The 25,385-nt window shown below is 61.1% G+C and carries 13 protein-coding genes and 2 pseudogenes; 6 read left to right on the top strand and 9 right to left on the bottom strand.

Features of this window, described 5'->3' with window-relative positions; genetic code table 11:
- Positions 1–45: 45 nt before the first annotated feature.
- From RALTA_RS27720 to RALTA_RS27695, 6 genes are all read right to left on the bottom strand, one after another.
- Complete coding sequence (locus RALTA_RS27720) at positions 46–1,266, bottom strand: ISL3-like element ISRta1 family transposase (protein WP_012353615.1); 1,221 nt, start codon at positions 1,264–1,266, stop codon at positions 46–48.
- 2,173 nt (positions 1,267–3,439) lie between these two features.
- Positions 3,440–5,290, bottom strand: a complete 1,851-nt coding sequence (locus RALTA_RS27715) for a phage integrase family protein (protein WP_012354632.1) — start codon at positions 5,288–5,290, stop codon at positions 3,440–3,442.
- Positions 5,291–5,674: 384 nt separating this feature from the next.
- Positions 5,675–6,034 carry a hypothetical protein gene (locus RALTA_RS30715; RefSeq protein WP_012354631.1) on the bottom strand — a complete coding sequence of 120 codons (360 nt, stop codon included), beginning with the start codon at positions 6,032–6,034 and terminating at the stop codon, positions 5,675–5,677.
- Between the two features lie 1,312 nt (positions 6,035–7,346).
- Positions 7,347–8,168 (bottom strand): IS21-like element helper ATPase IstB, encoded by an 822-nt coding sequence (gene istB, locus RALTA_RS27705; protein ID WP_012354629.1) that lies wholly within the window; start codon positions 8,166–8,168, stop codon positions 7,347–7,349.
- On the bottom strand, positions 8,165–9,661 hold the full coding sequence (istA, locus tag RALTA_RS27700) for an IS21 family transposase (RefSeq protein ID WP_012354628.1): 1,497 nt from the start codon (positions 9,659–9,661) through the stop codon (positions 8,165–8,167). The genes istB (RALTA_RS27705) and istA (RALTA_RS27700) overlap by 4 nt, the downstream gene beginning before the upstream one ends.
- A gap of 2,040 nt (positions 9,662–11,701) precedes the next feature.
- Complete coding sequence (locus tag RALTA_RS27695; protein ID WP_012354627.1) at positions 11,702–12,652, bottom strand: aldose epimerase family protein; 951 nt, start codon at positions 12,650–12,652, stop codon at positions 11,702–11,704.
- 1,343 nt (positions 12,653–13,995) lie between these two features.
- On the opposite strand from RALTA_RS27695, the gene RALTA_RS27690 reads away from it, so the two are divergent.
- Together RALTA_RS27690 and RALTA_RS27685 are read left to right on the top strand one after the other, a co-directional pair.
- The gene (locus RALTA_RS27690; protein ID WP_012354626.1) at positions 13,996–14,628 is read left to right on the top strand and encodes a response regulator; all 633 of its coding nucleotides are present in this window, start codon (positions 13,996–13,998) and stop codon (positions 14,626–14,628) included.
- Between the two features lie 77 nt (positions 14,629–14,705).
- Entirely contained in the window at positions 14,706–15,668 is a 963-nt protein-coding gene (locus RALTA_RS27685; RefSeq protein ID WP_012354594.1) for an IS5 family transposase, read from the top strand.
- Between the two features lie 195 nt (positions 15,669–15,863).
- Here RALTA_RS27685 and RALTA_RS29550 read toward each other — a convergent pair whose 3' ends face one another.
- Entirely contained in the window at positions 15,864–17,690 is a 1,827-nt protein-coding gene (locus RALTA_RS29550; protein ID WP_012354625.1) for a sensor histidine kinase, read from the bottom strand.
- On the bottom strand, positions 17,690–18,706 hold the full coding sequence (locus RALTA_RS29545; RefSeq protein ID WP_232348028.1) for an ABC transporter substrate-binding protein: 1,017 nt from the start codon (positions 18,704–18,706) through the stop codon (positions 17,690–17,692). Before RALTA_RS29545 ends, RALTA_RS29550 begins: the two co-directional genes overlap by 1 nt.
- 553 nt (positions 18,707–19,259) lie before the next feature.
- On the opposite strand from RALTA_RS29545, the pseudogene RALTA_RS29540 reads away from it, so the two are divergent.
- The 4 genes and pseudogenes from RALTA_RS29540 to RALTA_RS27660 all read left to right on the top strand — a co-directional run.
- A pseudogene (locus RALTA_RS29540) lies at positions 19,260–19,701 on the top strand (transposase DNA-binding-containing protein); the annotation flags it as partial.
- 78 nt (positions 19,702–19,779) lie between these two features.
- Positions 19,780–20,791, top strand: a pseudogene (gene istA / locus RALTA_RS27670) (IS21 family transposase).
- A gap of 17 nt (positions 20,792–20,808) precedes the next feature.
- Entirely contained in the window at positions 20,809–21,576 is a 768-nt protein-coding gene (gene istB, locus RALTA_RS27665; protein ID WP_232348037.1) for an IS21-like element helper ATPase IstB, read from the top strand.
- 360 nt (positions 21,577–21,936) lie between these two features.
- On the top strand, positions 21,937–23,037 hold the full coding sequence (locus RALTA_RS27660) for an IS5 family transposase (protein WP_012354616.1): 1,101 nt from the start codon (positions 21,937–21,939) through the stop codon (positions 23,035–23,037).
- Positions 23,038–23,770: 733 nt separating this feature from the next.
- On the opposite strand, the gene RALTA_RS27655 is transcribed toward RALTA_RS27660, so the two are convergent.
- Positions 23,771–25,099, bottom strand: coding sequence for an IS4 family transposase (locus RALTA_RS27655; RefSeq protein WP_041232863.1), 1,329 nt, complete (start codon positions 25,097–25,099; stop codon positions 23,771–23,773).
- Between the last annotated feature and the right edge of the window lie 286 nt (positions 25,100–25,385).

Below are 25,385 nucleotides of genomic sequence, written 5' to 3'. Positions count from 1 at the left end.
CCGAGGTGACAAGAAGGCCCGCCAAATGGCGGGTTTTTTTTTGGTTCATCGAGGAATTCCGGGGAAGGCTGCGCGGATTTTGAGGAAGAAGTATTCCTCGTCGCGATAGCCGTACGCGCGGCGCTTGATGACCTTGATGGTGTTGTTGATGCCTTCGACCACGCTGGTGTTCAATGGGTGGCGGCAGCGGGCCAAGATGCCATGCCAGTAGCCTTGCAGGCGCTTCGCAAACAACTCCAGGGCAGGTATTCGGCTCTGCCGAGCCTGCTCGCACCATTGCTCCCAAGCTTTTTGCGCCCACGCCGGGCGGCGGTAGAACCATAGCCGCTTTAGCTCGTCGCGCAACAGATAGACTGTCAGCAATGGCCGGTTCGCCTCCAGGACCTCATCCAGATGAACCGCCTGGGGGACGCTCAAGTTCTCCCGATTCCGCAGCAGTAGCCAGCGTGTGGACTTGAGCACCCGTCTGGCCGGCCGATCGTGCCGCAGCTGATTGGCCTGATCCACCCGTACTCGGTCGATGACCTCACGCCCGTACTTAGCTACCACGTGGAACAGGTCGAAGACCACCTCTGCTTGCGGGCAATGCGCCCGGATCTCCAACTCATACGCGGTCGTCATGTCGATGGCGACGGCCTCGATGCGCTGCGCAACGCCGGCGGGGAGCTGCTCAAAGAAGGCTCGGGCGGTCTCGCGTGAGCGCCCCTGTCCGATCCAGAGCACCTGCCGCCCAATGGGGTCGACTACCACCGTGGCATATCGATGCCCCTTGTGTAGCGCGAACTCATCCATGGCCAGGTAGCGGATATTGGACCAGTCCGGCTCGGCCACTGCCTCACGCAAGCGAGCCTTATCGATCGATTTAACTGTGTGCCAGCCCAGATCGTAGAAGGCCGCCACCGCCTGCACCGTACAGTGGCGCAACAAGTGGCCGCAAGCCTGGGCCAAGCGGGCCGTCACGCGTTGGTAGCGCCCAAGCCATTCCAGCCGCTCCAGCCTCGGACCGCCGCAACGGTCGCACCAAACGCGCCGGCGCGGCACGTGCAGTACGACCCGATACTCGAACAGCGGAAGGTCCCGGACTCGCCTGACCACTGTCTCATGCACCTGATGGCAGCGCGCGCCACACTCCTCGCAATGCATGACCTTGCTGACCGGCTTCAAGTACAACGACAGCGTACGGCTCTCTCCCTCCGGCCATTCCACGCGCTCCAGCCGGTAGCCCTTCCAGCAACCCAGTGCTTGCAGCGTCTTGCGATCCAGCACACATCCCCCTGATACCTGAAGAAACAGACATCAGCATACAAAATGTGCTCTTTCGGGCCACGGTTTTCTGCGAAGAACCTTTTTTTTGGCCGCGATCGGCTAATCGGCTGCTACGCGGTGCTACCGTATCGGGCAGGGTCGCCTTCACTCGCTCTGTAACGGCGGCTCCCAGCGATTGGACAGATGGCCCGATTTGGGACTGACAGGCCCATGGGAGTTTCTGCTCGGTCCGGCGCATTGCAGGAGGGATGCTACGCGGGAAGCGTACCTGCAATCTGCAGTGCAGAGGACTGGATGAATGTGCGAGGAGCTGTGCGACCGCTGCATCGCGACGGCTGTCCGAAGTTGGGACAGTCGCACAGGAGCCTCGGCGGCGGGGCATTGGCGCCTTGTTCGCCGCGACAATAGTGCGGTGGGCGGAGGGTCGGACGCAGAGACTGTTCTGAGTTGGGACACCCCCGGTAAGCGCTGAGGCATTTGAGCGAGCGTCGCTACGCGACGAGCGAAGCCGGTCAGTCAAACCGGCCGCGGCCGAAAGGCCTCATGCCGTCAGGCGCGATGTGGGACAACGCTGTGGTTCGCCGAAGTGGCGAAACTCTGGGCGATCCGGCCAACTCGGCCCCATGGCCAACGCGGCGGCGAGCGGCCAGCCGCGGGCGTCCGGGAAATGGCCCCGCCCCTCCGGGTAGCAAGGCTGGCCCGAAAGCCGGCGGTCGCACCCGCGGCTGTAGCCTTCCCGGTGTCCCAAGTCGGGACAGTTTCTTGCGCATTCCAACGCAGCCGAGGTTGTCCCAACTAGGGACACCACGTCTTAGGGGCTCTGCCAGCGATGCCAACCCAAAGCGCGATCCCTACCGTTTTGCAGTGATGCGCTCGCATTGAACGTTCACGGTCATACCGCCGGCACTTGTCCCAAGTGGGGATGGTAGCGGCCAGGAAACTCGCGCTCACGCGCGCGTCGGTAATGATGGCGAGGAGTAGTGGACTTGGCCTCGAGAGGTAAGCCGGCAGGCGGCAACGTGGGACACGGTGAAACGTTGGCGAAACTGTCCCGACTGGGGACGCGGAGATGCCGCAGCTGGAGGCCACCACTGTTTCGGACGAGTCTGGCTGCGGTCCCAAGGAGCACAATGGCCGCTGCAACCTGCAGGTCAGAATCGCACGTCGCAGCGACGCTGCCGGCGACCCTATGTCGTGCCGCCGCTGAGACTGTCCCAACTCGGGATACTTTTTGAGGGGAGATCATCGAAGCGATTTGTTCCATCACTGTATCCGTGCACGGGCTTTCCCGAGTCAACAAAGTCGTCGCTATGGCGGCTGCCAGAAGGAGCCACGGTCAGGCGCGGCGCCTCGCGCCGAAGCTGGGCTGGGCGCCGTGCGATCCATCCAGACTCTGTCCCGTCGGCAATGACCTGGCCGGCGGCAAGGTGACACGCGGGGGAACGCGCAAGAATCTGTCCCGACTTGGGACACCGGGATGGCTACTGCCGCAGCCGCGACCAGCGCTCTTTCGGGCGAGCGTCGCGGCCGTCCCCCGGGACGACATGGCCCTGCCCACCTACAGGTCGGCTTCGCACATTACACCGACGCTGGCGGCAGACCTATGTCGCGCGGCAACCAAGACTGTCCCGACTTGGGGCATTTGTTCAGCGGCGTCAAAAAAACGGGGCGTTCCGCCGCCGTACCCTTGGAGAGGCTGTCCCAAGTTGGGACAATGGCGATATGGTGCCGGCGCAGGCCGCTCGGTAAGCGGCGCCTATCAAGGACGCAACCTTCTCAAGTCGCTATGATGTGCTTGCGTTGCTCGGACTCGGAGAGCGGCGACTCTCCCCGGCGGCTGTCCCAACTCGGGACAGCCGCGCCCCGGATCGGCTTACCCGCGCGACGTGCCTACCAGCCAATTGGAATCTGAGGTCGCAATGACGTTGCTCGCGCCAATCGTTAGCCTTGACGTGGTGATGCTTCCGTGGGCATGGGATCAAATGGCCGGCTCGCCGATGTGGAATGCTGACCTTGGCGCCGCTATCCCAGAAGTCGCCACGGCCCGCCGTGACCACCCAGACGAATGAGGGGATACGCAGCAGCCAACAGCGGTCGCCGTGCAAGACGGCTGGTGCACACAAGCTGCGGCGTCCGCGCCAAGTCGGGGGGCATCCGTTCCCGGGGCAGCGCACTAACTGGGGAAGAGCTTCGACACCGCAGCGAGGCCGCGCGCGCGTTCCGCTCGGACATACAAAGAGGTCGTTTGCAGTGAGGCGTGCCCTAATAGCCGTTGGAGGACGTCCGCAGGCATCTCGTTGGCCACCGCATGAGTAGCAAACGTATGCCGCAGCGCGTGAGGCGCAGCCCGGCGCAACAGGTCCCGCTCTGGCTCGGTCATGGGGAGCGAGGCGTCGTCGGCGATGCGCTGCAGCGTCGCCGTCAATAGCTGGTACAGGCCATCCGGTGAGAAGCCCTTGCCAGTGAGGACCGATTCGCCGTCCGTCAAGCTGAGATGCTTCGCCTGGGCAGTACGTGTCGACGGCACCACCACCGGGGAGAGCAACGCCAACGCCTGATCGGCGTTCTCGAAATCGTGGCCGCGGTCGGCCCAGTGCGCGCGCAACGCGTCGATGGCGCGCGCCGGCAGGAACACGGTGCGCCATTTGCTGCGTTTGCCGAGCAGCGCCAGTTCCCACAGGCCAGCGGGGATGCCGGCTTGCTCCGGCACCGGCTGGAGGTGGCAGCGCTGCGCGCCGGCCGCCTCTTCGCGGCGTGCGCCACTGCAACCGAGCAGTAGCACGGCCGCGCGCGCCAGGCGGTACTGGGCACCGGGCGCGTCGGCATCCTTTGCGGTCAGCGGCGCGGTCACCGGTACTGCGGGCCATTTCGCACAGAGCTGGTCGAGGATGCCACCAGGCTGCACCAGTGCCGTCCATAGCTGCCCCGGCAAGGCCTTCTCGACCGCGATCGGCACCTCCCGGCGCGCCGTCAACGGATCCGGGACCAGCAGCCAAGGGTTGCCGCCCAGGTAGCGCACCCCCACGAGCCAGGCAAAGAAGCCACGCAGCACCAGTACCGCGTAGCGCTGGGATTCCGGCTTGAGGGCGCCGGCGAAGGGGCGCCAGCGGGCCGAGCTGCGGGGCGCCTTGGGGCCGACCCAGGACGGATCCGGCTGCGCCAGGAAATCCTTGTAGCGCTCGCAATCGTCGACGCCCACGCTCGACAGCGCGATGCGGCGCACGCCCACGCACCAGAGCAGGAAGCGCTCCAGCTCCTTCTGGTAGGCGCGCGCGGTCTTGTTGCGGTCGCGGAAGCGATACAGGTAGGCCTGGATGGCCTCGAGGTCGTTTCGCGCGGCAATCAGGCAGGAACCTGGCGCCCGGTTGCGGCCCTCGCTGCCGTCGAACATCGCCACGACCCGTCCCATCTGCTCCAGCGGCACCAGCTTGCGCGCGAGATCCGGGCCCAGCTCGACCAACGCTGCCTGCGGCGTGTCGTCGACGACCGCGAGCGGCCCCAGCGTCGCCGCCTGGGACTGCAGCCAGCGCTCGATCGCGCGCGCCTTGCCGGCCCCGAGCCGCGGCACCGGCAGGTACCAGCGCCGGCCCCGCAGCGCGATGTAGGCGTGCAGTTGCCCGAGCGTCTGGATGTGCTCGTGCCGCAGCGCCCGGAACACGATCGGACGCAGCCAGGCCGACACCGGGTCGTCGGGCTGCGGCGCGGAAAAGTCCTGATCGGCGGCACGCACCAGATAGTCGATGGCCGATTTCGGCCAGCTGTTGAAGCGGCGCGCGTCCGCCAGGCTCGCCGACAGGTACGGGTTGCTCAGGCAGACGCGCTCGACCAGGTGATCGCGCATGGCATCGAGCCGGGCTTCGAGTTGCGCCGCGGTGTCGATGCCGGCGGCGTGCAGCGCCTCTTCGTCATAGACGCGCGCCAGGATCTGTTCGGTCGGGATGCGGTTGAGCCGGAAGCGCAGCGCCGTGAAGTCGGCGCGGGTATAACGCGGGGTGTCGGCAGCGACGAGGTTATGTTGGGCCATGGCAGGGAAGAGAACGGCAGCAAGCCTATCTTACCTGATAATAATGGCGGGATGACGCTTTCCGCGCGGCGCGCGCGAGGATGAATGACAGTCGGGAAGGGGTATTCAGGTGGCGTCGCAGGCGGGGCAGCGACGCCATTTTCGGCTACACTGTGAGAATCGCCGCACACGTGGCGGATCTCAAGCGGTGTCAGCGCCGCGTGTCTGCGGGCCTTGTGGCTCTGCGGGCCTTGTGGCGCCGGTTCCGGCACCTCCGCCATCCCCGGTTTTCCCAAGTGCCGCCTCAGAAACCCGGTAAATCCCGTAAAAATTCAAGCCTGATAATGTGGGTTATCAGGTAAGGCCATCCACCGGTTCTTACGTCACTTTCACAGCGCACGCCGCTCACACACCTGAAGTTGTCTCCGCTTGCACCTGAAGTTGTAGCTGCGGACGGCCATGATGCATTCGCGCGGACCGGGCGATAGCGGAGAAGGGCGAACCATAATCCCATGATAGCTGCTCGGGGCGATTCGCTCGCGGCCAGCCATAGATACGACCGTCCGGATGCGGCGCCAGGCAACGTTCGGTCAGCAGGCGGTACACCTGGCCACGGCTGATGCCCGCCTTCTCGCGAATATGCTTGCCATCGGCACCATTCAAATAGAGCCGAACCGCGCTGACGCGGGCAAGAAAGGTCACGCGCTGAGGCTCTGGCAGGGCTTGCTCATCGACCGTGGGCCACGTGGCCAGATTGATCTCCACTTCCGACTCTGCCGCAGTACTTCGGGCCCGTAGATGTATTCTGGCGCGCACCCTACGGCCCTCCCATCCCGCTCCAACAAGACACAACATTAGGTGAAACGGCGGCAGCGATTACAACTTTCGGTGCGGAAGGGCACAGACGCGCTCAGGTAGAGTGTCGCGCAACGCACTGATTCGGGGGATTTCCTGCCAAGTGGGATAGGGGAGGGTTACAACATATAGGTGTGCAAGCCGCGCCTGCCGCATTGCTTTGTCAGCATGCGGGGCCGCCGTCCATTCGCCGGCATCGCCGCCGCGAAGTCGAGCCAGCCGCTGGGCATGAGGCGCGCCAGCCAGCCGCTGTCACGCCACGATGTGTTGGGCGCCGCATGGCAGGCAAGCCAGTGTCGCGTCGCGGGATCGGCATGGTCCGCGCCGCACAGCCGACAATCGGCTTGCACGGGTTCAGTAAGCTGTCCCACGGTCCCGGCCGGCGGCGAGCGATCGGGCCAACGCCGTTGTTCAATGCCCGGTTCGGCCGCACGTCCCCACAGCAGCTCGATGAATGCCTACCGCGCGCGGCGACTGCTGCCGATCCACGCGCTGATCGCCAACGGATCGCACGCGTCGATGAACCGGAACCGGGCCACCCACCTCGCGCCGTCGGGAGCCAGATGGCGGCGCACGTGGCGGGCGAGCGCCCCACCGTCGTGGTCGGCAGCGACGGCCAATACGACGGCTTCCCTCGCTCGGGTTGCCAAGTGGCGGTGGCGCGTGATCGCGAGCTGGCGTTAGCCATCGATTGGCCGGTCAGCCGCTCCGCATGCCGTTGCCTGAAACGGCGCGCCGCAGTGCAGCGGTCCAGCATCTGGCAAGTCACGGCGACGTCGAGGCGCTGATTCGGTATGCGGAAACGGCGCCCGGCGGTCTCGTTCCCATATCTGTGTTGTCGCCGCTCGCGGCGACGGCGTTCGTGCAGACGACTGCAAACCGGGGGGAGAGCGAAGCACGCGGACCGTAATCCTAGATAGCGGCTCGGGACGTTTCGCCAACTGCCTGAATTCGTCCGTCGTGCAAACGCGCGACAAAGGCGCCGACAGCTTCTCGGTAAACCCAGAACCTGGTGCCGCGCTCTAGCCCGCCGAGCAGTCACCGCCTGTGGAGGGCGCCGGGCGGGGCGAGGGCGGCAGCGCCCGTCCAGCCTTGAGCGTGCCATTGCGAGACAATGCCACGCGGCGTTGACGGTGCCGCATGGCGCGATGTAGAGCGTCAACTACTTTGGCCGGTCAAACGACAATTATCTTGGCCTGTCGGCTGGGGTAATTGTCGCTCGTCAGGTCGTCATTGTTGTCGCTCCTTCCGGTTCGGTTTCGGGTAATTGACGCCGCCGCGCACGCTTGTTGTCGCTGGCGTTGCGGCGCCGGTAGCTTTCGACGTTCAGCTCGAAGATCGTCGAGTGATGGACCAGGCGGTCGATGGCGGCCACCGTCATCGACGGATCGGGGAACACATCGTTCCAGCCCGAGAACGGCTGATTGGCCGTGATCAGAAGACTTCGCCGCTCGTATCTCTCTGCGATCAGCTCGAACAGCACGCTCGTCTCCGCCTGGTCCTTGCGCACGTACGACAGGTCATCGAGGATGATCAGGTCGAAGCGGTCCAGCTTGCCGAGCATCGACGGCAACTGCAGGCTTTGGCGGGCCACCTGCAGCTTCTGCACGATCTCGCTGGTGCGCGTGAACAGCACGCGGTAGCCGGCATCAATCAGGGCGTGACCGATGCCGGAGCCGAGATGCGTCTTGCCGCCGCCCGGCGGCCCGAACAGCAGGATCGTGGCGCCTTTCTCTAGCCATGAGTCGCCGGTCGCGAGCGCCATCACGTGGGCCTTCGAGACCATCGGCACCATGCCGAAGTCGAAGCTGTCGAGCGTCTTGGTCGGATCAAGGTGCGATTCGATGCGATGTCGTTCGATGCGCCGTTTGACCCGCTCGGCGAGTTCGTGCTCGAGCAGTGCGCCAAGCAACCGCGCGGCCTGCCAGCCCTCTTTGTCAGAGCGCTGTGCAAACTCGGGCCATAGTCGGCCGATCGTCGGCAACCGCAGTTCGTTGAGCATCAGGCCCAGGCGCGCGGCATCGTAGGTTGCAGGCATGTTCATGCTGTCACCTCCGCGTCGAGCAACGTGTCATAGAGCGACGCCGCTGGCGTCTCGACGACTACCTCCGGACACTGCGCTTGCCGCGGTGCGAACTCGCTGCGCAGTTGTTCGAGGTCCGGTAATTCGCCCGCAGTCAGCAAGGCCTCGAGCCGGGCGGCAAGGACGACCTCGACGCCGTGGTTCGCGGCGAGATCGAGCAAACCGACCATGGTCTTGCAGGCATCGCGCTGCGTCATCCGGGCTTCGAGCTGTTCCCAGGCCCGGCGGTACGCTTCGCGTGGGAACAGGTCGTCGCGGAACGCCAACCCCTTGAACGCCTGGGGCTTGCGCTTGAGCTCGTCCACGAAGTGCCGGTAGTCAAGCGCGCGACGACGGCTGTTAGCGGCATGAGACCCACGCGCGGTGCTGTGCACCAAGGCCCCCGACAGATAGCAGTCGATCCGATCGGGGTAGATCCGCACCTTCAGCCTGTGGCCGATCAGGCGCGACGGCGCGCTGTAGAGGATGCCGCGCACCGTGAAGGTGCCGCAGCGCGTCACGCGTGCCTCCTCCTCGACGAAGTCGGTAGTGCGCCGCAGCGGCAGATCCTGCAAATGTTCACGCTCGACGTTGAACGCGGCGGCGTTGCGGCGGTTGCGCCGCATCACGACCTCGCGCACGAAGTCCTCGTAAGCGGTGCGATCTGCGAAGTCGCGATGGCCGCGCAGCATGAGAGCCTGGTCGACGGCTTCCTTCAGATGGCGATGAGACGACTCAACGCTGCCGTTCTCGTGAGCCACGCCGACGTTGTTGCGTGTGCCCGTCATGCCGTAATGCTCGAGCAGCGCGGCGTAGCGGGCCGTGAAGTCCTCTTGTTGCTGCAGGTTCTTGAACGCAGCCGACAGGCTGTCAGTGCGATGTTCGCGCGGGCAGCCGCCGGCCTGCCAGAGCGCATTCTGCAAGCCGTTAGACAAGGCTTCGAAGCTCTCGCCGCCTTCGACGACGCCAGCGTATTCCCAGTGCGAGAACGCAAGCACGAAGTGATACAGCCTGTGCCCGAACGGCGCGCCGGCGACGGTCACGTGCAGATCGCGCATGTCGGTGAAGTCCGACAGGCCCTGCACGCCGGGCAGGTGTTCCTGCGGGAAGAAGATCTCCTTGCTGGGGCCCTCGATCGCGCGCCACTGGCTAACGCGCCGTTCCAGCATGCGTCGCATGCTGTCGGGGAACCGATCGGGATGAGCCTCCTGCAGCTTGGCCAGCAACGTGACTGCCTTGAGCCGGGGCGAGAGGCGCAGCAGCGGCACGATCTCGCTGTCCCCATCAGCAAACGGATCGGAACGAGTGCGCCACGTGCGTGGCGTCTTCTGCGACGGCAGATGGTCGCGGTGCTCGATTCGCCGCGCTGTGCGGACGCTCATGCCGGCCATTGCCGCTGCAACTTCCTGGGTGTGATGTTTGCGCTTGTTCATGAAGAGGCGGACCTGCTGGTCCGTAATGTGGATCCCGGACATGGCTGTTCGCTTCTTCTTGAAGGCAATCAGCCATCCTAAAACCCCCTCCGCCCGGCGCCGCCGGTGGGGCAGTGTCTCCGGCGGCTACGCCGCCTCCGCCACTGCCCCACCGGCAAAGATAATCGTCATCAAACCGGCCAAGATAATTGTCGCCGTCTAGCGCGATAACCGCAGGCCGGGCATTGGCTCCAATAACCGGCTCAACGACGCAGGCAGCGTGACGGCGCCTGGTACCCCAACGGCCACAGAGCGGGCCGGTCGCGAACTCGCTAGCGTCGGCGCATGCAAGCCGCCGTCCGCAAGCGTATCGCGGACGCGGCGCTCCGCCAGCGCTCAAAGCCAGGCGTGGGGTCCAATAGCGTCGGCCTGCGACCGCCTCCGAATACGAGAGGTACGTGAGGGCATCGAGCCACACCACTAACGGATTCATCGCACTATGTCCGCCGGCACCATGCGAGGGCGGTGGCACAACTCGGGGGCAAAAAGCGCAGCCGATCGCAAGCCGCAGCTGCCAGCCGGCCGTCAGGACCCGACAACGTCATCGGAAATGCCCGGCCGCAGCGACACTCCGCACGCTGGGCTCCGCGTGGATCGGACAGTGCTGCAGCCAGCGCAGCGCAAATAAGTCTGCAGCCAGCCAGAGGGGACAGACTCTGGCTACGGCGCCGAAGAGGGCGGGCCGCAGGCCAGCCCTCGCTTCTTCGAGCGTTGACCATTGGAATGCCCACTAACGCCGCGAGTCGCTCCCGATCAAGGCGGGCCGGTGCCGGCCGTGGTGATCCCAGTCCGCCGCATGAGCGTAAGCTGGCATGCCCAAAGCCCATTGAGTGCGCTGACCCCGTGCAGGGTGTGGCTCATCTAGGACACATAGGGCAGGATGCTGTCGCGACGCCAGGTTAAACACGGGGTTCCATCACATCTGCATCGCGCTGCGTTCATTGTGCTGTCGTGCCGCAGTGGCCGACACTATCGCCATCAAGATGCGATGACCGGCATGCCTTGACCAACTGCCGCCACGCATTCAGTGATGTCGCTTCCTCAACGCCCGCGCCGCGGCCAAGCGTAGCAGTACGTGGCGGCAGACATGGCGCACCGTCTTTATCGGAAAATTGACTGGCCAGGCAATAACCCACCGGCAGGCAATCGGTCATGGCATGCATCAGCGCGGTCGCCCTGTCGCAAACCGGAATCCCTGTGCACAACGCACCGGCGGATGGCTTGCCGTGAACGACAGGCCAAAGCCCGTCGGCCACTCGCTGCCGAGCCACAACCATTCTCGCTGCGACATCCTGTGGACTCCGTCGATGACGCGGATCACAAAGCGCCCGCCATCGTGGCTGGCCGACTCGATCCAGCCTTCCAGCAACGTGTGGTGCCGCGTTTTCCAGACTCAGTGGATGAACCACGGATACAATGTGTTGAATCTTCACGGCGCATGCAAGCGGCCGCCTTCAAGCGCGTCTCGGACGGGCCGCTCCGCCAGCGCCCCCAAGCTGAAATTATGCGCTCGCCGTTGCGGCGGTACAGCACGGCCGAAGGTAATAGAATCACTGACGGGCCAAGCCCGCAAAGAGCGATAAGGAAGGATCGCCGCCTCGCGAACGAGGTCCTGGGATCCGGAAACGACGAGCCGACCGTATTCGCAGCACATCGTGAACCTACTTACAGGTCAATGCGAACGCCATTCACCCCGGGTTCTTCCAAGCATAGGCCCATGAAAAAACCGCCTATTGCGGTAAGCAGCCCTGCACTGGGCAGATTCGCCGTGTCCCCGAGACTTCCGGCTGGACCATGGGCACTTAGTTGTGTCCCCATGTGGTTACTAACTTGGAGTCTTAAGCTTAAGTAGTATCAGACCACCGCGCGAAATCCGGGGGTGATGGACGACGTTGAAAGTCAACGGCACGATTCCCATGATCGAAAGGAGCGGTGTCGGAGTTTTCAACCTAGCGACAGACTGATGCGCTAGGAAAGCAACAGAATGATTGAACACGAACGCACAAGGAGCAATTTCCGGCAAGGCGACTTGAAGTACGTTTATCACGTCGGTGCCACTTCATCGTCTGAGCGAACTTTGGCCAACGCGAGGAGATCTGACGTGACGCGCAACCGGCACACCGCGCTTTCCTTCTGGCCGGGCTCGATCCAGCGCAGGCCGAGGCCGTGGTGGATCGCATCGGGCAGGCCCACCCACGGCTCCACGCAATAGAAGTCGGCGGTCTCAGTCTCGGACCATGTGGTCACGGCATGCCATGGCGCGCTGCCGGGCTGGTTCAGTTCGAAGCGGATTTTGCGCCCAGGTATGGCCAGCGTGGCAGACGGGTTAGCGCGGAAGGCGTGGAGGGCGTCCTGCAACCGTGGGTCGTCGAGCCGGTATGTTGGCTCGCCCGGCTCCGCGCACATCGGGCTGCCATCCGACCGCTGGCGCAAGCGCTCGGTGCGCGGCAGTGCGAGCGATGCTGCGGCGCGCTGTGAGTGGGGCAAGGCGAAATAGAAGTGGTGACCGGGATAGCAGGGCAGGCACTGCGTGCCGGTATTGATGGTGCGCAGCGTGACTTCCAGGCCATCGGGCAGCAACGCGTAGATGGCTTCAAAAACGAAGGCGAATGGATAACCTGCGCGCGTTGCCCCACTGTCGCGCAGCGTCATTCTGATGGACGCGCGACCGTTGATGGCGCTAACCTCAAACGGAAGGTCGCGCGCAAAACCGTGCAGCGCGAGCGAATGCACTTTCCCTTGCGAATCACGCCACTGCCCCGGGTTGCCCTTGACAAAATGCCGGCCGGCAAACGGAAACAGCAGTGGATTGCCGCCGCGGACCTTGGCGGGGCAGCTCCAGTCAGCGGCGTCGGGCCAGTAAAGGATATCTTGCCCTCGGTGTACCCAGCGGACCAGGCGCCCACCATGTTGAGGTGCCAGCAGCAGATAGGAGTCGGCGTGGCCAATCCACACCAGCGGGTGACCCTGGAAGTCTTCGGTTGGCAGATGCATGGTTGTGGTGATGGGTGCGAAGGCCCCATGATAAGGCAGATGTCGCCGGCACACTGCCCCCATGCTGATTGAGCCCGCACATGCCTTGAGGAAGCGCGCAACGTGGCTGGCGATGCCCTGCGGCGCATAGCCCACAGCGATCAGGCACCACTCCTTCAGGTCCGACAGCGTGCTCAGCAAGCGGGGCGCTGGAGCGATCTCGTTGAACATAGCACAGCGTCATCCAGCAAAACACTCAGGGCACGTATGATTGCCGGGCTCAAGTAGTCCAGATCGAAAATCATGCTTCGCGCACTTCTGACACAGTCTTCCATCATGCGGTGCAATTCATCCCTTAGCCACGGATAGCGCGAGCTGGTGCTTCCGGAGGTGGGCGGGCTGCTAATGGGCACCACAGCGCGCTGCGGCGGCAGTCCGCCAGAGGGCAAGGGCCACGCGGGCCGCGCCGGAACTGCATCACCAGCGGTGCGGCGCTTATATGCCATCACCGCATCCGACGAATCGTGCCGTCTCGGCGGTACGAAAAAGTCCGCTGCTTCTCGAGCATTCTGCAGCGGGTATCTGAGAATTTTTCAGCGCTCACCTATCAGTGCTCTGTCCCTGCTTGAGCGCGCCTATAGCACTGCCGGCGATCTTCGGCACGCCGCTCACAAAGCTGGGTCACCCATGTAAAACCGTGGAGCGTGATTAAAAGAACTTTGAGCACGACAGCGCGTCTCCAGTGAGAGCCGGAGTGACGCATTCAAGGGGCGAGAACTCATTGTCGGCATGGCTATTGCTTAACTCGCGCGGTCTGCCGCTCGCTAAAAGTAGGAAGAGCCTGGCAACGCATTGGTTATCGATCGTCATACCGGCGGTGCACGACCGCCAAAGTGCTCCATGCGCGCGCCGTTTATTCACATTCAGTTTCCCCGCTTGCGACACATAACCAAATTTTTAAGTCACTTACTGTGCATTCAAAGACGACGTCCCTGCGGAAGGAGCCGCGCCGGTCATGTAGACGGGAAGCTCCTTTCGCCCCGGGAGTACAGCGAAGCTGCCGTTAGACTTGCGCGCACCTACTGGTGATCAAACCTTCCATCGGCGCTTTCTACAAGACGGCGCCCTAACGCAAGGCACGAATACGCGCCGCTAGAGTTCACATCCGGCGTGGCAAGGGGATGGCCTCTGTCGATCTATCGATGTATCCCATATCCGAACACCAGGGATATGGCGTACCATGTTCCTTCCTCCCCCAGCAACGGATGTCGGTGTTGATAATAGGGTTTTGAAAGACCAAGTATCGACACGATCGCAGTGCTGTTGCGGGCGCGTCAATTTATAGCCACCAATCCCTGTCAAGCATGATTCGAGTTCTTATTGCTGAAGACCACGCGATCGTCCGCAGTGGTCTAAAGCAAATTGTGGCGACCACGACAGATATCGTCGTCTCAGGCGAGGCCGCGGATGGCGCCGCTGCGTTGGAGCAATTGCGCACCGGAGAGTTCAACCTTCTCCTCTTGGACATGACTATGCCCGGTATCAGTGGCATCGACTTGATTCGGAGGGTTCGTCTCGAATGGCCGAGTCTCGTCATCCTGGTTCTCAGCATGCATAACGAAGCACAGGTCGCTTCAAGGGCCTTACGTGCCGGGGCATCTGGATATGTGACAAAGGATAGTGACCCGGAGATCCTCCTTGGGGCAATACGAAAGCTTGCCGCAGGGGGCAAGTTCATCGATCCGGCGTTGGTCGATGCCATGGTGTTTCACCAGAGGGGCACTGACGCGCCAGCACATGAAGTGCTGTCTGATCGGGAATTCCAAGTGCTGCAGCGGCTTGCTACAGGGCAAACCGTCAACGAGATCGCCGAGTCACTATCGCTAAGCGCTAAGACGATCAGCACCCACAAGATGCGGCTGATGCAAAAGCTGGGGCTTCAGAACAACGCCGAGCTTATTCGCTATGCAATTCGACATGGATTCACGCAGGAATGAGGTCTCTAAGGATGCTCTGCACAATTAGCCGGCGGATGTGCTTGCAATGAATCGTCGAGCCAGCGAGCATGTGGCGCATGAAACAAACTGACCTTGGACTGAACTTGTCGACCAAGCGCACCCGCAAGCGCGAATTCCTGGACGAGATGAACCGTGTGGTGCCATGGGCCGATCTGGTGATGCTGATCGCTCCGTACGCCCCGGAAGGCAAGCGCGGCCGTCCCCCGTTCGCGGTCGAGGCAATGCTGCGCATCCACTTCCTTCAGCAATGGTTCGGCCTGTCGGACCCGGCGATGGAAGAAGCGCTGCACGACGTGCCGCTGTATCGGGAGTTCGCCGGGCTGGACAACTGGACGGTGAGGCTGCCCGACGAGAGCACCATCCTGCGGTTCCGTCACCTGCTGGAGAAGCACAAGCTGGCCGCTCAGATCCTCGCGCTGGTCAACGACATCCTTCGCGACAAGGGATTGATGCTGCGCGCGGGCACGGTGGTGGACGCGACACTGATCAGCGCACCGAGTTCGACCAAGAATGGGTCGGGCGAACGCGACCCAGAGATGCACCAGAGCAAGAAAGGAAACCAGTGGTATTTCGGCATGAAAGCGCACATTGGCGTGGACGCCGAAAGCGGGCTGGTGCACACGGTGCGGGGCACGGCGGGCAAGGTCAACGACGTGGTTGAGGGCAACAGCCTGCTGCATGGAGAGGAAACCGACGCGTTCGGCGATGCGGGCTATCAGGGCGTGGAGAAGCGTCCGGACGCGCGGGCGGGCGTGAACTGGCACGTAGCGATGAAGCCAGGCAAACGTCGCGTCCTGGACCAAAGCAAACCACTTGGCGCGCTCGTCGATCAGGTCGAGCGAATCAAGGCGGGCATCCGGGCCAAGGTCGAGCATCCGTTCCGGGTCATCAAGCGGCAGTTCGGCTACACCAAGGTCCGCTATCGAGGGCTGAGGAAGAACACCGCGCAACTCATGACCTTGTTCGCACTGTCCAACTTGTGGATGGCGCGCGGCAAACTGCTGGCTGCCGGGGCATGAGCGCGTTTCTGGCTCACGCCGATGCCTCGCGCGCAGCCCGCGAATGCTGCTTCGCGCGTGCGAGATAGCTTCGCTCCGAGCTGATAGGTTGGCGTCGTGGCGCATTCAGCTTCCTGTTAAACGGCCAAGCACACTCGATTCGCGTTTGTGCAGAGTATCCCTAAGACTTCCAGGCGAATCATCTCGGATTCTCGATTAATGGGATTGAGGTTTTTCAAAGGTTTCCAGAAGTCGCAGTCTTATTAGGGTACCGCGATCTGGCTTGCTGTGAACTTCTAGCTGCGCGCCAATTAGGCGAGCGCGTTCCGCCATACCGTGTAATCCATATGAATATCCGGCGCGCGCAGAAACAACGTTGAATCCCTGCCCGTTGTCCCTGATGATCACTTCGATACCGGCGTCTGTATTGGCAAGTGTGACATCGACTTGGGAAGCTTTGGCGTGGCGGGCAACATTGGTAAGTGATTCTTGAACGATACGAAAAATTGCCGTCGCACGAGGGTCAGGAAGATTTGGTTCGGGGTGAGTGGATTGGAATCGACACGGAATCTTGGTGTGGCGGCTAAAGTCTGCAGCGAGCCATTCCAATGCGGACGCGAGACCATAGTTCAATGCTGTGGGTCGCAGGTGACTCACTACATTTCGCACAATGCGAATGGTTTGTTCAATCAATTCGCGCATCTCTTCAGCCTTCTGAATCACACCAGATCCCGTCGGCAATTGCATGCTTAATAAGGAGAGGTCCATTTTTAGGGCTGTTAAAAGCTGCCCTAGTTCATCGTGGATTTCCATGGCTATGCACTTCCTTTCCTCCTCCCGAATCGCTTCCTGATGCGCATGTAATTGTTGGAGACGCTCCCGGGATGCTAGCAATTCGAGTTCGGTCCATTTCCGCTCGCTCACCTCTAGCTCTAGCCTATCGCGCTGCAATTGCAAATCTTCCAAGGCATGCTTGCGGGCGGTCACATCGGTGAGCAATCCTTCGAGATAACGAAGGCTACCTTCGCTTCCCATTAGGCCGCGTGCATTCAATTGGACCCATATAGGTGTTCCATCAAGCCGACTCAACTGAAGTTCGAGGCCGCGAATTTCGCCATCGACGTTCAGGGTCTTGAACAAAGTCGCAGTTAGGCTGAGAGAAAAGGGGCTTTTTGGTCGACCATCGCTTTCTGCAGACACAGTCAAATCACACGCGTTGTCATAGCCAAGCAGTTGAGCCATCGCGGGATTGGCTTCGGCAAGATTTCCAGCTTGATCGAGGAGGAATATACCCTCGACAGCATTCTCCACGATGCTACGGTACTTTCTCTCGCTTTTTTGAAGAAGCAGTGTCGATGTACGAAGCTGATCGGCCATGTAATTGATTCGCACGGCGAGACGCCCGAGCTCGTCGCCAGATTTCACCTCGCATCTCGCATCAAGATCTCCACCAGAAATCTTATCGACCATCTTTTCGAGGCCATTGACGGGGCTGCGGACCATGCGCTTCAGGAGGAGGAAGCTAGCAGCGTAAAGCACTGCTAGGAGCGCTGCCATAATCGCAAAGATGGCCTGCCGGGCGCGGTTGATTGCCTCCTGAGCGACAGCCTTGGTTAGTACGACTCGAATTTCCCCGATTTTCTCTTTCGGTGCGTTTCCGGGCGGATCATATTCAATTGCTCGTACACGTACAACGCTTTCGCCGTCGTTTAAGTGACGGGAACCTTTTACAGTAGCTACCGTTCCGTAGCCTGCCGCGGTAACCGTAAACTCGGCAACTTCAGGGTTGGGTGCAAGCGCGGCGAGTTGGTTTTCGATTGCGCGAAGATCAACGTTCCATAAAGGCAGAACAAGCGATTGGCTGAAAAGGTCAGCAATTCTTGTGGCCCGGTCCCCTAGTGCGAGAAGTCGGCTGTTGCGCTCGTGTTCTACTAACATAGAAGCTGAAGTTCCGGCGACAGCTGCGACAAGCACGACAAGCGAAAGCATCAACTTGGTATGAAGATTTAGGGACCTCAGCGAAAATTTGGCACGCACACGCATCAGAGGCTTCTGGTCGTAGTTTTTAAAAGATGCTTAAGATCGAAATCATAGGAGCCTTCCCGTTGATTTAAATGCTTTGAATAGGGTCTAACGTCAAAGGCTTCGATTCGTCTAAAAACGACATCGGAAAAACGTCTGGCGTTCGTGCGCTCGATAATGCCAAGATAGTCGAGTTTTAGACGCGGCCCCCCATGTTTCGCAAAATCCTTGCCCCAGTGATAATCGTATAGCAGTACCATTGCCCAAGCACCGACAAAATAATCGCCTGCTACGATGCCCGCAAGGCCGCCATGAATCACGCTTTCAAGCGCTTCTTTCAAAGCTCCCATGCCGCCTACCAGAACATGGGCGTTGTTAAGCTTGACGGCATCAAGTGCACCCAGTGCCATAGTGTCATTGGCGGCCCACATGACATTGGCTTCGGGGTACCGTGCCAGCAGTACGCGAGCCTTTTGGTGGCTATCGGCTCGACTCCAGTCACTAAAAACCAACTGACAGATGCGCCCATTTGCCGTTTGATTCAGGAAGGTGGCGACCCCGGCAGCCCTTTCCAGCGAGACTGGTGTATTAGGATCCCCAGTTATTCCAATAACATTAACCTCTCGTCGGCCGAGTCGTTGATATAAAAACTCCATCAGGCGAAATCCGCCCAACTCGGCGTTCGCCGTTAATGTGCCGATCCAGTTCGAAATTTTTTCCCGTTCATTGCCGACGTACTGGCGCTGTTCGGACGTCAGATCGTTGTGAATAACTAATATTTTGGACGGTGAGTGAGCCAACACTTTAAGCATTTGTTGTGCGGCCATCTTCTCGTTGACAATGATTACGTAGTCTGGGGGAAAACTACGTCGGGCAACTTCCTCCGCCTGGCGCTGCATGAGTAAATGATCACGCTCTGCGTACAACACCTCCAGTTGCATATTAAACGTCGTTGCGGCCATGCCCATAAAACTGGACACCAATTGCCAATGTTGACCGGTGCCACGTTCAGCGGATTCGCCGGGGTTGAGAAACACAACGTGGGGCCGCCGTTCGAATGCATGTGTCGAATGTATCATGTTTACAAGCCCGGCATACGCTCCGGCGCGGAGCATCTCTCTGCGATTCATTTTCGAAATTTAGGTTCTATCAAACCATCTAAGCGCTATGGGGGCGGCAGCTCGAAACGTGCTCTGAAGCGGCCGGTAGATTGTATTACCCGTCGGATTTCATTTCTATAGAGAGCGCACGTCAGAATAGTAGCGATGGTATTGGCAGCAGCCAAAAAAATCGTACGAGTAGGGCGACAGCTTCAGTAGGTCTTAAGCCCTAAGAGGCACTCTACATGTTGATGATAATTGCAGCTTGAGAATTATGCGGGATTTTCATTTCAGTGGCATATCCTGCACTTCGACAAAAGGTTCGTCTACCGCATCATGCATTCTATGACCAGGTGAACGATCGTAAGGCGGAGAAAACCACATGCGTAACGCTTGGGGGCCCAACCCCCAAATGGACCGGCACATGCAGGGAGAGGCAACGAGTTGGGCGGCGGCAGAATTCAAGGACATTGACTTGGGCGACTAGCGCCTGAACAAGCGGGCGGTGCTGCTAGCTAGCGATAGCATCGCAGAGAAACCGACGGCAAGCATACCCAGCGCATGCGGCGGCTGGGCGGAAACGGCTGCGGCGTACCGCTTCCTGGCGCAGGATGAACTGGACTGGCGCGATATTCTGGCGCCCCACTGCCAGAGTTAGGCCGAGCGGATGCGGGCATGCGAAGTGGTGCTCTGGATCCAAGACACTACGGAACTGGACTTTAACGGTCAGACTATCACTGTCTTGGCCGACTTACGCTGTATCGCCATCGCGCGAACCGCCTGGCGTGCTCTATGCTTACATGTGGGCACGCGAGCCGAAGAGTGCGGATGGAGTGCGCCCCAGCATCAAGGAAAGTACCCGCTGGATCGAAGGATATGAGCGGGTCGCGGAACAGGCGGCCGCACTGCCAGCCACACGACTTGTCTATGTGTTAGCGCCGATGTAAAACTGACCCACCCCGCCGAAGTAAAACTGACCCACCTGGTGGAGGATGGCGGATTTGCCGCCGATGCTGACACAGGAGCAAGCAGTGGAAATCAGGGTATTGGCGAAACGAGGTGCGGGGGTGAGGGAGATAGCACCGGCAGACGGGTCTGTCGCGCAACACGGTGCGGCGCTATTTGGGCCACGAACACGCGGGTCGGTACAGGCCGCGTGAGCTCAGGGCAACGAAGCTTGCGCCGCACCACGGCTATTTGCTGGAGCGCATCGAAGCGGCACGCCCGCGCTGGATTCCGGCGACCGTGCTGCTACGCGAGTTGCGCGAACGCGGCTACGACGGTGGCGTCAGCCAGCTCGAGGTGTTTCTGGCGCCGCATAAGAGCGCCGAGCCCGAGCCGCTGGTGCGCTTCGAGACGGCCCCTGGCAAGCAAATGCAGGCCGACTTCACAGTCATTCGGCGCGGGCGCGAGCCACTGCTGGCACTGGTGGCGACGCTGGGCTACAGCCGCGCGAGCTTCGTGCGTTTCACGGCCGGCGAGGACACCGCCACGCTATGCACCTGTCTGGAAGAGGCGCTGGCTTTCTTCGGCGGCGTGCCCGAGCACATCCTGTTCGACAACGCCAAGTCGGTGGTCGTCGAGCGCGACGCGCACGGCGATGGCCGCCATCGCTGGGACCGGGAACTGTTGGCGCAGGCCGAGCGGTATGGCTTCGAACTGAAGGTATGCCGTCCCTATCGCGCCAAGACCAAGGGCAAGGTCGAGCGCTTCAATCGCTATCTCAAGGAGAGCTTTGTCGTGCCGCTGGCCGCCACGCTCAAACAAGCCGGGCTGAAGCTGGATGTCGAGGCCGCCAACCAGTACATTGGCCGCTGGCTGACGGAGGTGGCCAACATACGGGTTCATGCCACCACTGGCGAGCGCCCCGTGGTGCGCCTTGCCGTCGAGCAAGAGGCCTTGCTGCCGCTACCGCAGGCGGGCAGACCGCTGCCTGTACGCAGGCCCATGCGCCCCATCCCGCGCGAGAGCCTGCAGCATCCGCTGGCCGTGTATGACAGCCTGCTGGAGGTGGCGGCATGAACCTGCAGCACTAGCGCATTGCCAACCTGTGCGGCCAGCTCAAACTAGACCGCGTGGCGCTGGAGTGGGGGTCGCTGGCACAGCGGGTGGCGACCGAGGACGCCAGTCTGGCCGACTTCCTGGAGCGGCTGCTCAACACCGAGGTTGCCGCCCGCGAGGAGCGCAAGCGTCAGGTGCTGACCAAGCTGGCGACACTGCCGTCGGTAAGGACGCTGGAGCAGTACGACTTCGGCTTCGCCAGCGGCGCACCGCGCATGCAGATACAGGAGTTGGGCAGCCTGGCGTTTATCGAGCGCGCCGAGAACGTTGTGCTGCTCGGGCCGTCCGGCGTCGGCAAGACACATCTGGCGACGGCGCTGGCCTATCGCGCGACGCAGGCTGGCATCAAGAGCCGCTTCCTGACGGCGGCTGACCTGATGATGCAACTAGCGACTGCGCGGCAGCAGGGGCGGCTGCGCGAGTACTTCAATCGGGCCGTGATGGGACCCAGGTTATTGGTGGTCGACGAAATCGGCTACCTGACGTTCGGGCGGGAAGAGGCGAACCTGTTCTTCAATGTCGTCGCCAAGCGCTACGAGCGGGGTTCGATGGTGTTGACCAGCAACCTGCCGTTTGCGCAATGGGCGACCGCCTTTGCCGACGACCAGACGCTAACGGCGGCGATGCTCGACCGGCTCCTGCATCACGCCCATATCGTGCAGATTACAGGGGAAAGCTACCGGCTCAAGGACAAGCGCCGGGCAGGTCAAACGAACGGCCGAGCCGCCGCCAAGGCGGCTGGCTGACGGGAGCCAGGTGGGTCAGTTTTACTTCGGCGATTCTTGCCAAAGTGGGTCAAATTTAAATCGGCGTTGACATCTATGTAGCTCACTGGAATCGGACATCATGGGCGCTGATGGTCAAAGCAAGGGAGTTGGGCCACCCGGCGGATTGGCTATTGCGCTCGCAGCACAATCACAACACCTTGCCTGGCGGCGGCAAGCTGTGGGACCAAGTAACACAGCAATTTTGAGCCCTGTGCCAACGAAGGAGGCAGTAGCTTACCGAATGTGGCAACTTAGCAGGCCGCTGAAATACCTCCAGCGGACGTCAGCGCGACGACTGGCTGAAGCGTTGCTTTGAGGATCCCATCCAATCCCACATTCATGCGCGGCGCAGATACCTTCACGGAAAGCTTGTTCACTATGCGGAGGCTGGAGGATTTCGTGCCGCAGTCCCATCCGCTGCGCTCGATCCGGACTATGGCCAACCAGGCGCTGGTGAAGATGGACCGGCTGTTCGCGCAGATGTACGAGGCCGATATCAAGGGTGGCCGCCCCAGTATCGCGCCGGAGAAGTTGCTGCGGGCCATGCTGCTGCAGGTGCTCTACAGCATTCGCTCTGAGCGCCAGCTCATGGAGCAGACGCAATACAACCTGCTGTTTCGCTGGTTCATCGGGCTGTCGATGGACGACTCAGTTTGGGTGCCCACGGTCTTCACCAAGAACCGCGAGCGACTGATCAAGCATGATGCGGTGATCCAGTTTTTCAACGAGGTGCTGGCCATCGCGCAGAAGAAGAACTGGCTGTCGGGTGAGCACTTCAGCGTGGACGGCACGCTGATACAGGCGTGGGCAGGCCACAAGAGCTTCGTGCGCAAGGATGGCGACGACCAAGACGATGACGCCGGCGGCAACTTCAAAGGTCGCAAGCGCAGCAACGAGACACACGAATCCAAGACCGATCCCGATGCCAAGCTCTACCGCAAGGGCAAGACATCCAGTGAGCTGCGCTACATGGGTCATACCCTGAGCGACAACCGCCATGGCCTGGTGGTTAGCGCCATGGTGACCAAGGCGGACGGACACGCCGAGCGGGAGGCCGCAAAGGTCATGCTTAACGATGCCAGGCAGGTGATTGAAGACCTGAATGTGGAAGTCACCGTGGGCGCGGACAAGGGCTATGACGCGCACGAGTTCATTGAGGCCTGCCTGGAAATGAAGGTGACGCCCCACGTGGCGCAGAACACATCGGGTCGTCGCTCGGCCGTTGCTGATGCCATTGCTTCCAGCGCCGGTTATGCCGTCTCGCAACAAAAGCGCAAGCTGATCGAACAGGGCTTCGGGTGGGTCAAGACCGTGGGGCGCATGCGTCAGGTGATGGTGCGCGGTCTGAAGAAAGTCGATCAGATGTTTGTGCTGAGCATGGCCGCCTACCACCTCGTGCGCATGCGCTCGCTGGGACAAATCCGTCCGCAGTTGCAGTAATCGCGCTAATGAGGCCGGAATGGGCGCCAAAACGCGGAAAAAGCCGAGGCAGTGACGTCCGGCTTCCGGATTGTGAAAAACAGCGCTCCCCGCCTTGCGGGGAAAAACTCATCGCTAGCGCGATGAGTACTTCAGCAGCCTGTTAGGCCCACGGAATTCTTCGAAGAACCCATTTTAAGCGGTGGCATGGATTTCGCATTTGAGGGCCTTCACTAGGCTGAGGCCATAAAGAACATCATGTCCGAGGTCAAACAGATGCAGCTTGAGCCTAAAGCATAAGCAGGGTGTATTGGCTTGTATGCAAGATCTTGCGGCCAACTTTGGGCAGCGCAATGTCGGCAAATATCATATTGTGGGAATCAATACCATGCTACCTAACCTAACCTAACTGTTACGGCTACCGCGGCTGAATTCATGCGTTGTGTGGTGCGTTTTTCCGGCGTGCCACTTGGTGCTGGCTTTCGGCTGTGCGTTAGCGTTGGCGCGTGCTCTGAACATGATGCAGAATTCAGCGCTGAGGCCGAGCCACACGTAGGCGACGAAGAGATGGATATCAAAGGTGTTCGCCTTTTCTTGCCGGCCGAAAGCCGTCTTCTATTGGATGGCGTGACATTAGATTTCGTCGACTCGCCGACTCGGACTGGTCTAACTTTCGCAAAGACTGCTGTGCGGCCGAGCATCACTGCCAAGCCCTTGACGCCCGGGATGTTGAACGCATTTCCTTATACGGAAGTCATGACTCTTCCCTCAGTGTTTGAATAGTGAGCGCGGCGTCCATGGTTCGCTGCATGCCGATCCAGATCGTCTTGGCGCCGGGCTCGCCATCGTTCTTCCGCCCAAGGAACCCGCCCAGGGAAGCAACCAACCGAATCATGTGATTGAGTGTGACCGGTGTCTTCGGGCGAGCTTTCTTGGAGAGCACGTATGCCCCCCGAATCTCGTCGGCATCGAAGAACAGCGACGCATCCAGATCCGGACAGGTTCTGCCCAACCGCATCAGGCGGGCAATGCGCCATGCCACCACCATATACAACGCCAAGGCCCGCTCCACACGATCCATGTGCGATAGCTGTAGCGCCTCGACCTTGCAGCCGGTCTTCAGGACATGGAAGAACATCTCGATCTCCCACCTTGCCCGATACCATTCAACAAGTTCGTTGACCGCATCAGCGTCCTGCGCTTCTCGGTTCGTCACCAATCGCCAAACCACTGGCTTGACGCCTGCGGGCGCTTCGATCTCCCTTGCCGCCACACAGGTGAACTCCGCTCCGACCAGACCCGGCAGCTTCATACGCTGGGCGCGTAGTTCCTGTTTGACCTCGCGCGCCTTCTGGCCTGCTCGCCCTGGCAAGATAAAGGTGATTTCCCCGAGTACCGGGCTGGCGTCGACGCTATCCCACAACTTGCCGCCCTCGGCCAGGTTGCGGTTGTGTTGGCTGCGGATCAACCAGTCGGCCGGTTGGCCAAGTTCCTGGGCGCGCGCCATCAACTCGGCAATATCACCCTCGCGGTCTGTCATATACACCAGCCGTGTCTGCGGCAATAGCGCGGCTTGCTCCGCAACCCGTTCATATCCTTCAATCCAGCGTACGCTTTCCTTGATCCCGCCCCGGTTGCCATCGGCGTCCTTGGGCTCCCGAGCCCACATCCAGGCATCGATCACCCCCAGCGGCTCGCGGTCAGGCGTCACCGCGTAGGTCGGATGCAAAAACATGCCCCGCTGGGCTTCATAGGTCAACGGACCCAGCCCGTCGATCTCCTGGCCATTAAAGTTCAATTCGGTTGTATCAGCGATGCACAGCACCACCGGAAACTGCGCGGCCCTCGCTGCAGTGCGCTCCCAATGCGGCTGCATTACGTCCCGCCAATCGATCTGCTCATTGCCGAGAAACCGATATGCCGCGATGGTTTGCGACCAGTCATCGCATGCGCCGGGGATGCTCGCCGTCGGCAGAGCCGCAAACCGCTTGAGCAGCTCCTTGGCGCGCCGATCCCGCCGCGGATCACCAAGATCCAGACTCTCGAATTCCTCGTCCACCCATGCCCCCGACTCGTTGCTCATTGCTGCGCGAAAATCCGAGAGTAAACGCGAGTCTGGCGAAGTTAACAACCCCCTTACCTCGAAATTCCCGGGACTTCAAGCTCCAAGCCTCGCCGCGGAGACGGTCCTACTTCCGTATAAGGGGATGCCTTGAGTGGGTGGTAACCTCCAGCGTTGCAAAGCGCTGACGTCTGGTATCATTTTAGTGCAGAAAAAATGGACCGACTCGATAATTTGAATTAGATTTGGCCCAGGTCAATTTCAATCCCGCCGAACACCTTGAAAGAGATTCATTATCGTCCCTACA

It is taken from the genome of Cupriavidus taiwanensis LMG 19424, assembly GCF_000069785.1.
GTDB lineage: Bacteria > Pseudomonadota > Gammaproteobacteria > Burkholderiales > Burkholderiaceae > Cupriavidus > Cupriavidus taiwanensis.
Note: the sequence above shows the minus strand (reverse complement) of the source record. Positions and strands in the feature narration are given on the sequence as shown.

Excerpts from the sequence above, each read along its gene's own strand:
- RALTA_RS29550 (WP_012354625.1), bottom strand. The coding sequence starts at position 17,690 with ATGCGTGTGCGTGCCAAATTTTCGCTGAGGTCCCTAAATCTTCATACC.
- RALTA_RS27655 (WP_041232863.1), bottom strand. The coding sequence starts at position 25,099 with ATGAGCAACGAGTCGGGGGCATGGGTGGACGAGGAATTCGAGAGTCTG.
- RALTA_RS27660 (WP_012354616.1), top strand. The coding sequence starts at position 21,937 with ATGCGCGGCGCAGATACCTTCACGGAAAGCTTGTTCACTATGCGGAGG.
- RALTA_RS27695 (WP_012354627.1), bottom strand. The coding sequence starts at position 12,652 with ATGCATCTGCCAACCGAAGACTTCCAGGGTCACCCGCTGGTGTGGATT.
- RALTA_RS27685 (WP_012354594.1), top strand. The coding sequence starts at position 14,706 with ATGAAACAAACTGACCTTGGACTGAACTTGTCGACCAAGCGCACCCGC.
- istB (WP_012354629.1), bottom strand. The coding sequence starts at position 8,168 with ATGAACATGCCTGCAACCTACGATGCCGCGCGCCTGGGCCTGATGCTC.
- RALTA_RS27715 (WP_012354632.1), bottom strand. The coding sequence starts at position 5,290 with ATGGCCCAACATAACCTCGTCGCTGCCGACACCCCGCGTTATACCCGC.
- istA (WP_012354628.1), bottom strand. The coding sequence starts at position 9,661 with ATGTCCGGGATCCACATTACGGACCAGCAGGTCCGCCTCTTCATGAAC.
- RALTA_RS27690 (WP_012354626.1), top strand. The coding sequence starts at position 13,996 with ATGATTCGAGTTCTTATTGCTGAAGACCACGCGATCGTCCGCAGTGGT.